Raw genomic sequence first — 12,818 nt, forward strand, 5'->3', positions numbered from 1 at the left:
TACAATACTTTAGAAATATATTCTTTTCATAAAAAAAACAGCTACTAGCATTTAGCCAGCAGCTGGATGGATCATAAATAACTTTGAAAGTAAATCTTCTGTCGTTTCAGTAATTTTATCAAATATATCACTTTCACGATCTTCTTGCTCTTTTAACATCTTAATTGTTTCACGTGCGTCTTCAGGGTAATCGGTAATGATACCATCCACGTTCAACTTATAATATGCCTTTAAACTTTCCATATCATTTACTGTCCACACGTAAATTGGCTTGTTTAACTTCCTTGCTTCTTTTACTAATTTCTTATTTAACATGTATTCTTCTGCTACATAAAAATCAGCCTTCACATTCTTTAAGTTAGCTCTACTCGCATACAGTATATATCCTACTTTTATATTTGGATTTACACGTTTAAACTCTTTAATAAGCGGATAGTGTAACGTTTGAATGACACATTGCTTCTCAAATTCATTATCTTTAATCACTTTTAATACTTTGTTTACGAAATCTTTTTCGCCACCATGAAGCTTCACTTCAATATTAAGTTTGATTTTTCCTTTTGCCAGCTTAATGATCTCATCAAGTGTACTTATTTGTCCTGAAAAACCATCTTGACTAAGGGTAAGCTGTCTTAACTCCTCCATCGTTAAATCTGACACATGTACATTAGCATTAGCAAGACGTTTTAGCTTCAAATCATGTATAACTGCTAGTTCACCGTCTTTTGTTTGCAGTACATCAATTTCAGCGTAGTCTGCTTTGGCATCAATAGCCCCCTGCACAGCTTCTTTCGTATTCTCAACACCTTTTGAAATATAACCACGATGAGCCATAATAATTGGTTCTTTATATGAATTTGAAATAAACGTTACAATGAAGGCAACGACCATTCCGGCGGTAATAATTCCTACAATATATACACCAATAAATTTCCAACGATGTTTTTGGAAGAAACATTTATCTGCTTTTGTTTTCGAATAATCTAATCCTTCTTCTAATAAAACATCTTCAACCGGAACCTTTTGTAAATACAATCGTGTTATTCCCATAATATAAAATGGCGTCACGATAAAACTAAATAAATACAATGTACTCGTTAAAAATACAGACATTGTTGATTCCGCTAATAATGCAAATGTTCCCTGTGGATTTGTAAATTCATACATGCCCCATAGACACAATAAATACATTCCCAAAAATACACCGTACACAATCCCTATTGAAATAAAAAATCCTACTAAAAAGAATAGTACTTTAAAAAAACTTTCTTTTACTAACGTTGCACTTTTACGTGCTGCTGTGCGAAACGGCTTTTGCTCTAAAACAACAATAGGTAGAACAAAAATCCAGCGAAGGTTCAAATACGCAACTACAGCAAAGAACGTGTAATAACCAACTTGTCCCATCGTTGTCTTAAACAGTTCTCCTGTAATAAAGTTAGGAATTTGAATTTGCGGAATTAATGCCGTTTCATATCCAAGATTTAAAAGAGGTAACAATACGACAGCATATAAAATAAATCCTGGTAAGCAATATGTGAAAAGAGTAGGTAAATACGTTACGGTTTTATATAAAATCGGACGTAATTTCACCTTTTGTCTTTTATGAGCGAAGTACGAAATGATAATAAGCACCGCAAATTCCGTAAAGATAAGAAACAGTGCTAACAATGATAAAATTACGATTGCCAAAATGCCGTATGGTGTCTTTAAAAACGCTAATAATTCATCATTCGTCGCATTTGCATAACCACCAAAATACAATAACTTATTAAAAATGATCCCAAATAGCGGGACAAATACAATCGCTGCTAATAATTTATAAGCAAGTTGAAAGGTTAATACATTCCAAAAAGCAAATCTAACTGTTTGAAAGGAATGTCCCATTACCCCTGGTATAGATAGTCTTTTACGGTGTTGCATATATTCCTCCACATTCTAAAACGATATTTGAGATGGATTCCACATTTCCAATTTCAATCCATCTTTTTAATAATAATAATATATTCCGCTTAACATGAACACTCTTATACATATAATGAAAAAAGTGATGGCTAATCCCATCACTTTTTTCACTCGCTCTATTTTTTCTCTAGTCCTTGTCCAAATGCTTTTAAGAAACTAAAACCAAATGTTATCGCCCTGTTGATATCTGGATCTTTTAATACCTTAAAGAAATCCATCACTTTTGTTTTCTTTCCATTTTTCAGCTCATCCGTTGCAAATTGTAATCCAGTGACTAAACTAGATGTTATTTGTTTCGTTATTTCTGGGTCCACTGAAGATAATGCCTCTCCTGCCCCCATCATATTGTTTAATGCGTTTTTTACTGGTTCACGATTTAATTGTTCAACAGCTATTTTGGAAACATCTTCTTTTGCGGCAAGTAAACTAATTGCTGCATCTAAAATTCCAGCTTTTTGCAACTGCGCTAATAGCTGCATCGTCTCTTCTACTGCTTCTCTATTTTCAGCTAGCTCATTTAGCAGTTCATCTGTTACTTGCTGTTTTTTTTCTTCTTCTGTTACAATCTTCTTTTTAATTAAAGTAATCTCTTTTGCCATTATCTCCGCCCCCTAATTCTGGTCCACAAGTGATACGTATTGTTTTCTTTGCCACTTTCGCTCGATTTCAACACCATTTTGCGGATGACGTTTTTTATCTCTCGGGTTTGAAGATGGTAACGGACGATTTCCTTTTTCACGTAATACGCGCAGTTTCACCATTGTTTGTTTATAAGCTGGTGTACACGTATAAATGTCTGTTGCTGTTCCTGTTAAAATATTGATTGCCTCTTCATTTACTGTCGCATGCATCGGCAAATATAACTCATTTCCAGTTACACGATCTGTAACAAGCGCTTGTACTTTGATTTTTCCAAATGGTGATGCTAACTCTACAAGACCACCATCTTTCACATTGCGTTCTTTAGCAAGTTCAGGTGAAATTTCAACAAATACTTCAGACACTTTAGATAAAATACCAGCCGACTTATTCGTCATATTCCCTTCATGGAAATGCTCTAGCATACGGCCATTATTTAATAGTAAATCATACTCATCTGGTGCTATAACTGGCGGAACCCATTCATCTAGTGATAAACGTGCTAGTTTGTCTGGGAAGTTAAATCCATCTACATATAATAATGGTGTATCACTACCATCATGGCTACCCCAACATAAACTATTCCAGCCTTCTAGACGGTCGTACGTCGCTTGAGAGTATAACGGTGCAAGCGATGCAATTTCATCCATAATTTCACTTGGACTTCCATAATTCCAGTCTCCGCCCAGTGCACGAGCTACTTTTTGTAAAATCCACCAATCTGGTTTTGAATCACCAAGCGGTTTCAATACTTCGTATAATCTTTGAATACGGCGCTCTGTATTCGTAAACGTTCCTTCTTTTTCTAAGCTTGGTGCTGCTGGTAAAATAACATCGGCGAAACGAGCTGTTTTCGATAAGAACATATCTTGAACAACAAGAAAGTCTAAATTCGCTAAAATATGTTGTACATGGTTGGCATTTGAATCTACTAAAGCCATTTCTTCTCCCATAACATACATACCACGCAGTTTTCCTTCTTCGGCCGCAAGTAACATTGCGATATTATTTAATCCCGGTTCTTTCGGAATGGTAGTACCGTATGCTTTTTCAAATTTCGCACGATGCACATCATCTGAAACAGCTTGGTAACCCGGAAGCCAGTTCGGTAATGTCGCCATATCACAAGCACCTTGTACGTTATTATGCCCGCGTAACGGATACGCACCGGCACCAGGACGACGGTAGTTACCTGTAACGAGAAGTAAATTTGAAATTGCTGCTGACGTTGTACTTCCTCCTGTATTTTGAGTTACACCCATTCCCCAAAGTACACAAGTACCATCTGCTTCATATACCATACGAGCCATTTCTTTTAACTGATCTTTAGAAACCCCTGTAATTCCCACAGTATAATCAAGCGTATATTTTTCTAGCATTTTGCTATATTCATCAAAATTCTTTACATTTTCAGCTATGAACTTTTTATCGTGCCAATCTTGATCGATAATGTATTTCGTTATCCCAGCAAGCCATACGTAATCCGTCCCTTGACTCGGGTGAACAAATATATCAGCACGCTCCGCCATTTCATGTTTACGAAGGTCTGCGACAATTAGTTTTTGTTCATGTAATTTATGAGCACGCTTCACTCTAGTTGCAAGTACAGGATGTCCTTCTGTTGGATTTGCCCCAACAATAATAACAAGACCTGCCTCAGCAATATCTTTCACTGTTCCAGCATCTCCGCCCATACCGACAGTTTTAAATAAACCGTCTGTTGCTGGAGATTGGCAATAACGGGAACAGTTATCTACATTATTTGTTCCATATATTTGACGAGCTAGTTTTTGCATAAGATAGTTTTCTTCATTTGTTACTTTCGAAGAAGAAATAAACCCAAACGCATCGCTACCATACTCTGATTTAATATGTTGCATATTAGATGCAACAACTTCAAGAGCCTCTTCCCATGAAGCCTCAACAAACATATCCCCTTGGCGAATTAACGGCTTTGTAATACGCTCTTCACTGTTCACAAAGTCCCATCCGAATTTTCCTTTTACACATGTGGAAATACCATTAACCGGTGCATCTGAAACAGGTTGCACTTTTAAAATTTGACGATCTTTCGTCCATACTTCAAATGAACAACCTACACCACAAAATGTACAAACTGTTTTTGTCTTATTAATTTTCGTCTTACGCATCGCGGACTCTACTTCTGAAACTGCTAAAATACTGCTATATCCAGGCTCTACATCTTTTACAAAATCAATCATTGGATTTAGCACATCTGGTTTTAAACCAGTCATAAATCCAGCTTCTCCTAGCATCGTTTTTTCCATTAATGCATTACAAGGACAAACTGTTACACATTGCCCACAGCTAACACAAGACGAGTCATTTATACTCACACCATTGTCCCAAATAACACGTGGACGGTCTAAACTCCAATCAATCGATAAAGTTTCATTTACTTGTAAATTTTGGCATACTTCTACACACTGCCCACAAGCAATACATTGATTTGGATCGTATCGATAGAATGGATGCGACGTATCCACTTCGCATGCACTTACTTTCGGTTCATATGGATATTTCTGTTCTTCAATCTCCATCATATGTACTGTATTATGGACTTTACAGTTACCATTATTGTTATCACATACTGTACAATACAATAAATGATTCTCTAATATTCGATCCATCGCTTCAGTTTGTGCTTCCTTTGCACGTTCCGATTGCCTCTCAATATGCATGCCATCTTCCAACTTCGTCGAACAGGCACGTAGTAAACTTCCATTCACTTCTACAATACATGTATCACAAGTTTGAATAGGATCTACCTCTGGTACATGACAAATTTGAGGATGTTCTAAATTACTTTCGTTAAACAATTGGAGTATCGTCTTTTCACCTGATACGAAAAATTCTTTACCATCAACGGTTACACGGACTGTCTGTTCTGTCATAGTTTCCCCTCTCCTTACAACTAACTGTACAACACAACTATGAATCCGTTTTCATAATTGTGTTGTACATATTTTTGAAGCGCCCTGTTGAAATACTTTCCTTTGGAAGTCGATTCTAGATGTTATAAGGTATAACTACGAAAGCTTGAAAATGTCGCTATTCTACAAATCTATTATATCGTACATATACAATAATAACCAAAATAATCTGCCATCTTCTTGTTAGTAGATGCTTTTGTTTTTTCGATGTTTTATGATAAATATGGAGAAAAATACATATAAAGGGGAATTTAATATGGGGCCTATTCAAGAAACATATACAATTGTACGTTATCAATCTGGTACATTTTCAAAACAAACCGATGAGGTTGTTACGGAATCTCCTATTACAATTAAATTAAATAGCGAAGAATACGTAACAGTTGTATGCACTCCTAATTACATTGAAGATATGGTAACCGGTTTTTTAATTTCTGAAGGAATTATTTCTTCTTATAAAGATATTGAAGAATTATGGATCCAAAAAGAAAACGGAATTGTCCATGTAAAATCATCAAAAATTAATCCGCTCTATCAAACTTTATATAATAAACGGTACGTAACTTCTTGTTGCGGGAAAAGTAGACAAGGTTTTGTTTTCGTCAACGATGCAGCAAAAGCAAAAAAGTTACATGATATACATATAACTATTACTCCGGAAGAATGTTTTCACCTAATGACTTCCTTACAACAATCTTCAACTACATTTCGCCAAACGGGTGGTGTGCATAATACCGCTTTATGTGATCGAAATAACATTCTTTTATCAAGAATGGATATCGGAAGACATAATGCGCTAGATAAAATATACGGTCATTGTTTACGAAACAATATCTCTGTTCAAGGGAAAATCATTGCGTTTAGCGGACGCATCTCATCTGAAATTTTGTTAAAGGTTTCAAAAATAGGTTGCGAAATTGTTCTATCTAAATCAGCTCCAACTAAACTAGCTCTGCAACTCGCCCACGATTTAGGTATTACCATAGTAGGATTTATTCGAAATGGATCTTGCAATATTTATACACATCCGGAACGAATCGATGGCTACAAAATAAACGATTGAATACGTAAAAAAAAGTGAAAATTTAATCAGTGGAGGATTTTTCCCTCCTCACTGATTATTAGCCCAACCAATCGGGCTTTTACGGGCAATCCGACTCCCACGAATATTTGGATAAAAATGACTCCTTTACAAAGCGGGAATTTTAGTTATAAAAATGTAACATATTAAAACCTTGAATAGTTAATGAAGTTAATATATAATTTCATTACATAAAGTGAAACTATAATCAGTGGGGGGTGTTCATCCCCCACTGATTATTAGCCTTCACCAATCGGGCTTTTACGGGCAGCAGGGCTCCCACCTAACTTCTTTGCTCCAGCCGAATTTTAAGGTAGGGGTTTTACTGCCCACAAATAGCGGGATAAATAAAATGAAAACATAGTAGCATAATCTTTTCATTCTTTTACAAATTAAGAAAGAATAGTCACAGAATACATTTAACTAAACTTAATCTTGCAAAGTTAATGAATTAAATCTGAATCAATCTAGGAGGTTACAACTATGGAAATTCGCTTATTAACAACAGAGGATGCAGAAATTTATTTGAAAGTGTGTATGGAAGGTTTAATGAAAAACCCTGAGGCTTTTAGCTCTTCTTATGAAGATGTTCTTAAACAGGAAAACCCTGTCGCTGCTATGGCAAAGCGATTAAGCAATCCGGATAAGTATACTCTAGGTGTCTTCAAAGATAATGATTTAATCGGTATTGCTACTCTAGAAACAAAGCCATTTATTAAGCAAGAGCATAAGGCAAAAATCGGCTCAGTTTTTGTTTCTCCAAAAGCGCGTGGCCTCGGTGCAGGACGAGCTTTAATTAAAGCGATTATTGAAAATGCCGATAAATTACATGTAGAACAGCTTATGCTTGATGTTGTCGCTGATAACACTGCTGCAAAAAAATTATATGAGTCCCTCGGCTTCCAAACTTACGGTGTGCAAGAACGGTCCTTAAAACATAATGGCCAATATTGGGACGAAGAGCATATGGTTTTATTCTTAAATAATTAACATTTTAATATAATTTTTCAAAAGCATCTTCTTATTAATTAAGATGCTTTTTTCATTACAACAATGTAATCTTCATGTCACCTTTATCGATCGTTCCAATCCTTTCCATTCGTTATACTAAAAATATAAAGTGAAACTTCACTCAGCGAGGAGGATCCGTCTCCCGCTAATTATTAAATGAACGTATAGCATGCAATTGATATGTAGAGGAGAATGTAACATGAAACAAAACAAACAAGCTATCTTTTTAATATTTGCTACAGCAATTGTAACTTCTGGACTGGCAATTCTACCCTGGTTTATTATATAGAACACATTAAAAAAGCTTATTGCTTCTTAAGAAGCAATAAGCTTTTTTTCTATTATAAAATCCCGAAAAATTTATTTACACAACTTATCATAATAAGCATAGATACCGCAACACACATTACAACCGCATTACGATCTTGCTTTTCTTTTTGTAAATGCTCTACTTTTTTACTCATGTGTACAATCCCCTTTTAAAAAAAGTGTGAGATAGGAAATTTTTCTTATCCGATGCGAGGTGAATACGAAAACCCTCTCTATCTCACATACACAATAGAATGGAATTGTCATTTTATAAATAAAATGACATGACGTTATGTCGCAACATAGGGTATTTGTGTCGCTACGTTTTCTATTATAAAAAATAGTTGTGCAAAACTAGTGCATTTTTTATGTCAATTGCCCTGATTGAAAAAATCAGCCATCCATTCAATCACATAAAAAGAGTTTTTTATTATTTTCATGTAAACTATACAAGTAGAATGAATAGTTTGGGGTGCACAAGATTATGGTGAAAATTTTATTAGTAGACGATGAAGAACGTATGTTACGATTGTTAGATCTGTTCTTAAGCCCTCGTGGCTATTTTTGTATGAAAGCTACTTCTGGCCTTGAAGCGCTAGAATTAATCGAACAAAAGGACTTCGATATTATTTTATTAGATGTTATGATGCCGAATATGGATGGGTGGGATACTTGCTATCAAATCCGTCAAATTTCCAACGTTCCAATTATTATGCTAACAGCTCGCAACCAAAATTATGATATGGTCAAAGGCCTGACCATGGGAGCAGATGACTATATTACAAAACCATTTGATGAGCATGTATTAGTCGCACGAATTGAGGCCATATTACGCCGTACGAAGAAAGACGGATTTGTTAGCTTCAATGGTATTGAGTGGGATAAAACGAAACATACTGTTACAGTTTATGGTGAAAGAATCTCACTAACTCCTATTGAATTCTCGTTACTTGGACTCTTTTTACAAAATACAAACCGTGCTTACAGCCGTGATGATTTAATTGAAAAAATTTGGGGATATCAAACAGACATCGAATACAGAACTATCGATTCACATATTCGTAATATCCGTGATAAATTACGCAAAAAAGAATTTCCAGTTGAAGATTACTTAGAAACCGTCTATAAAGTCGGATATAAATGGAAAAGTGAATAATTACTTTAATCAGTGGGGATGGATAAAACCCCACTGATTAAAGTTTCACTCTATATGAAATAAGGTATGGTGAGAAAATGAGCAAACTTTCCCTTAAAGTTGGGACATACTTTTTAATATTAGCTTTATGTATTGAGACAATTGCTTTCGTATCTTTTTATAAAAGTCTTTCAAAAATGCGGGTTGAAGAGGAAACCGTTGCTCTATTAGAGAAAGGCAATCGGTATCGTGACAAAATTGTAAACCGAGCAAAATGGAATGAACATTCTAAACAAACTCCAAACACCGAACGTCCTAAACGCCCTTGGTATCAAGAGTTCACTATCGAGCATGCAGCTGAAGAATTAATTGGATCAGAATTAATTGCTAATACCGATATCACTATCATTATAACTGACAATAACGGCAAAATCATTTCCACCTCAGAACCCGTAACGAAAGAAATGCAAAAACAACTTACTTGTAAAACGGAAACTATTCCTAAAAGTGGGTTGATTGTAGAAAAAAACTGGAAAAAATCGAAATTCATCTCAACAGTAAGCCCACTTGAAATAAATGGATTTCAAGGTAACTTACATATGTTATTAAAAACATCCTTCTTAGAAAATATGCTACTTAAACTCATGGATCAATTCATTATCGTGAGTATTTTAACACTTATTTTAACAACTATTTCTGTCTTTGTTTTTTCTCGTGTTATTACAGAACCGCTTATAAAAATGAAGCGGGCGACAGAAAAAATGTCGAAATTAAATAAGCCGATTCAATTAGGAATTAAACGAAATGATGAACTTGGAAGCTTAGCAAAAACGATTGAAGATTTATCTAGTGAACTTACGTATATGAAAAAAGAACGAAACGAATTTCTCGCTAGTGTAGCCCATGAATTACTAACTCCATTAACCTATATGAAAGGTTATGCAAAGGTAGCAAAAAGAGATTCTCTAACGAAAGAAGAACGTGAAGAATACTTACAAATCATTGAAGACGAAACGGATAGTGTAACTGATCTCGTACAAGATTTATTTATGCTCGTACAATTAGAGCAACATCAATTCGTTATTAAAAAACAAAAAATGCTCCTGAGGCCATTTTTAGAACGCATGGTTGAAAAAACAAAAACAACATTAACGAACAAACAAATGCAAATTCATGTATACTGTAAAAATGATTTAGAAGTTTGTATAGATGAAAGGCGTATGGAACAAGTGATGTTAAATTTATTGCATAATGCTTATCAACATTCGCTAGAAAACACTTCTATAACAATACGTGTACTAGCAGCCAGTGCGAATACTTTTACAATAAGTATACAAGATGAAGGTGAAGGTATTCCTGAAGAAGATATCCCACACATTTTCGATCGCTTTTATCGTGTCGATAAATCTAGAACACGAGCTACAGGTGGAAAAGGTATCGGACTGGCTGTTGCAAAAGAAATTGTAGAACTTCATAATGGTTCTATTGAAGTTAAAAGTGAAGTAGAAGTCGGAACAGAATTTATAATTGAATTACCATTTGAATAATATATGCGTGAAATCACCAGTAGTAGTCAACACTACTGGTGCTATTTTATTTATAAAACCAGCTCATATAAGCTAAGCTTTTGAAATTATTCTTATTTCAATATAAAATATAGGTATAACTGTCAAAGATTTGGAGGGTGATACAATTGGATATCCATGTATTAACAAAAGACGAAGCAGAAATTTACTTAGAACTTCGAGTAGAAGGATTAAAACAAAATCCGGAAGCTTTCAGCTCTTCTTATGAAGATATTATTAATAAAGAGTGTGCTATTGAATATAAAGCCCAAAAATTAGCACAAGATGAGAACTATACGCTAGGTGCATTTAAAGATGGCACTTTAATCGGAGTTGCAACACTGGAAACGAAACCATATGTAAAACAAGAACATAAAGCAAAAATCGGTTCAGTATACGTGTCTCCAAAAGCACGCGGACTTGGAGCGGGAAAAGCACTTATTAAAGAATGTCTTGAGCTTGCTAAATCTTTAGAAGTAGAGCAAGTTATGCTTGATGTTGTTGTCGGAAACGATGGTGCAAAAAAACTTTATGAGTCATTAGGCTTTAAGACATTTGGTGTGCAAGAACGTTCATTAAAATATAACGGACAATATTGGGATGAAGAGCATATGGTTCTTTTCCTAGATGAAGAAAAATAATAAAAAAACATCCTCCATTTATGAGGATGTTTTTTTACTTTCTTGTAAACCATGCTGTATATAATAATTGAATGGCCTCTTCAATTTCTTCCTCTAATAAAGTCGCAAATCCAAGCAATACTGTACTTTTGGGAGAAGTCCCTTCCTTATAATATATCGAAGCAGGATACACTTTAATACTCCTTTCAGCTGCAGCTTCCATTAATTCTTTCTCTTCCATCCCATTATGCACTTTTAATAAAATATGTAGGCCGGAATCTTCCCCTATTACTTCAATGCGATTAGAAAAATATTTTTCTAATACCGAAACAAGACGGTCTCTCTTCTTTCGGTACACAACACGCATTTTATGAATATGTTTTTCCCAATGCCCGTCATTTAAAAATTTCCTAATGATCTCTTGATCCATTCTTGAAACGCTTTGTGTGTAAAATAAATATTGCTCTTGATACTGCTTAATAAGGGATTTTGGTAACACCATGTAACTCATCCGTAATGATGGCAATAGCGCTTTAGACAGCGTCCCCATATAAATAACTTTCCCATCTCTATCTAAACCTTGCAGCGCCGGAATTGGCTTTCCTGAATAGCGAAATTCACTATCATAATCATCTTCAATAATATATCTTCCTTCTTCTTTTTTCGCCCATTGCAAAAGCTGCATTCTTCTCGTGATAGGCATAATCATCCCATATGGAAACTGATGAGAAGGTGTAACAAACACAATATTAGCTGAACTATTTTCTAACTCTGAAATACAAATACCATCTTTATCTAAAGATAACATTTGAACATTTTGTTCACCCTGTTCAAAAACAACCATCTTTCGGTGGTAGCCTGGATTTTCAACTGCATAACCACTTCCTTTTAACAATTGAAATAACAACTTCACTAATATTTGCGTACCAGCTCCGATTACAATTTGACTAGCCGAACATCGCACACCTCTAGATTCATACAAATAGCTCGCGATTGCTTCTCGTAAACTTACCTCCCCTTGCGGATGTCCAATAAAAAGTAAATCTTTATTTTCAAATTGCCATACCTCGTTCGTAATTTTTCGATATACATGAAACGGAAAAGTGCTAGTATCCACACCCGTTTGAGTGAAGTCAAATTTATACACCTGCTCTTGAAAAGGTATTTCCCCTATTACCTCTTCGCTACCTTCCGCATGAATCATTTGCTCGATTTCACATACAAAATAACCTTTTCTAGAAATCGACTCAATATATCCTTCGGCAAGAAGTTGCTCATAAGCTGCCTCTACTGTATTTTTACTTACTTGTAAATATGTTGCTAGCTTCCTCTTAGCCGGTAATTTCGTAAAAGATAGAATCGTTCCATCTTTAATTTCTTTTTTTATATACTCATACAACTGCACATACAATGCCTTCTTACTATTCATATTTAAATTAGGCGTTAATTCTAACATAATATCTGACCCCTTAATAAAACTAAAATCTGATACTTTTTACAGTACCAGATTTTATATATAATTCCTTTTATCATGTCACA

Annotated in this window: 10 protein-coding genes; 5 read left to right on the forward strand and 5 right to left on the reverse strand. The window is 34.9% G+C overall.

Translation table 11 applies throughout. The annotated features are described in order from the left end of the window. Positions 1 to 51 precede the first annotated feature (51 nt). The 3 genes from MR066_RS19880 to fdhF form a co-directional block, all read right to left on the reverse strand. Entirely contained in the window at positions 52 to 1,923 is a 1,872-nt protein-coding gene (locus tag MR066_RS19880) for a glycerophosphoryl diester phosphodiesterase membrane domain-containing protein (protein ID WP_242248291.1), read from the reverse strand. Between the two features lie 158 nt (positions 1,924 to 2,081). After that, on the reverse strand, positions 2,082 to 2,564 hold the full coding sequence (locus MR066_RS19885; RefSeq protein ID WP_242248292.1) for a helical membrane plugin domain-containing protein: 483 nt from the start codon (positions 2,562 to 2,564) through the stop codon (positions 2,082 to 2,084). 12 nt (positions 2,565 to 2,576) lie between these two features. Then, positions 2,577 to 5,519: a formate dehydrogenase subunit alpha gene (gene fdhF, locus MR066_RS19890; protein WP_242248293.1), complete on the reverse strand. Its 2,943-nt coding sequence runs from the start codon at positions 5,517 to 5,519 to the stop codon at positions 2,577 to 2,579. A gap of 295 nt (positions 5,520 to 5,814) precedes the next feature. Between fdhF and fdhD the strand changes: the two genes are divergently transcribed. Together fdhD and MR066_RS19900 are read left to right on the forward strand one after the other, a co-directional pair. Then, positions 5,815 to 6,621, forward strand: a complete 807-nt coding sequence (gene fdhD / locus MR066_RS19895) for a formate dehydrogenase accessory sulfurtransferase FdhD (protein ID WP_242248294.1) — start codon at positions 5,815 to 5,817, stop codon at positions 6,619 to 6,621. A gap of 501 nt (positions 6,622 to 7,122) precedes the next feature. Further along, the gene (locus tag MR066_RS19900; RefSeq protein WP_002010444.1) at positions 7,123 to 7,629 is read left to right on the forward strand and encodes a GNAT family N-acetyltransferase; all 507 of its coding nucleotides are present in this window, start codon (positions 7,123 to 7,125) and stop codon (positions 7,627 to 7,629) included. Positions 7,630 to 7,991: 362 nt separating this feature from the next. Here MR066_RS19900 and MR066_RS27235 read toward each other — a convergent pair whose 3' ends face one another. Further along, on the reverse strand, positions 7,992 to 8,114 hold the full coding sequence (locus MR066_RS27235; protein ID WP_002125145.1) for a hypothetical protein: 123 nt from the start codon (positions 8,112 to 8,114) through the stop codon (positions 7,992 to 7,994). A 329-nt stretch (positions 8,115 to 8,443) separates the two neighbouring features. Here MR066_RS27235 and MR066_RS19905 point away from each other — a divergent pair, with 329 nt between their 5' ends. The 3 genes from MR066_RS19905 to MR066_RS19915 all read left to right on the forward strand — a co-directional run bounded on the left by MR066_RS19905 (position 8,444) and on the right by MR066_RS19915 (position 11,300). Continuing rightward, positions 8,444 to 9,115: a response regulator transcription factor gene (locus MR066_RS19905; RefSeq protein ID WP_002010439.1), complete on the forward strand. Its 672-nt coding sequence runs from the start codon at positions 8,444 to 8,446 to the stop codon at positions 9,113 to 9,115. Positions 9,116 to 9,192: 77 nt separating this feature from the next. Continuing rightward, positions 9,193 to 10,641, forward strand: a complete 1,449-nt coding sequence (locus MR066_RS19910; protein WP_002134322.1) for a sensor histidine kinase — start codon at positions 9,193 to 9,195, stop codon at positions 10,639 to 10,641. Between the two features lie 146 nt (positions 10,642 to 10,787). Further along, a complete protein-coding gene (locus MR066_RS19915) occupies positions 10,788 to 11,300 on the forward strand; it encodes a GNAT family N-acetyltransferase (RefSeq protein WP_002029700.1) in 513 nt (170 codons plus the stop codon). 34 nt (positions 11,301 to 11,334) lie between these two features. Here MR066_RS19915 and pdxR read toward each other — a convergent pair whose 3' ends face one another. After that, positions 11,335 to 12,735: a MocR-like pyridoxine biosynthesis transcription factor PdxR gene (gene pdxR / locus MR066_RS19920; protein WP_242248295.1), complete on the reverse strand. Its 1,401-nt coding sequence runs from the start codon at positions 12,733 to 12,735 to the stop codon at positions 11,335 to 11,337. Positions 12,736 to 12,818 lie beyond the last annotated feature (83 nt).

The sequence above is a fragment of the Bacillus cereus group sp. BfR-BA-01523 genome, assembly GCF_022662615.1.
In the GTDB taxonomy this organism is placed as follows: domain Bacteria; phylum Bacillota; class Bacilli; order Bacillales; family Bacillaceae_G; genus Bacillus_A; species Bacillus_A mycoides.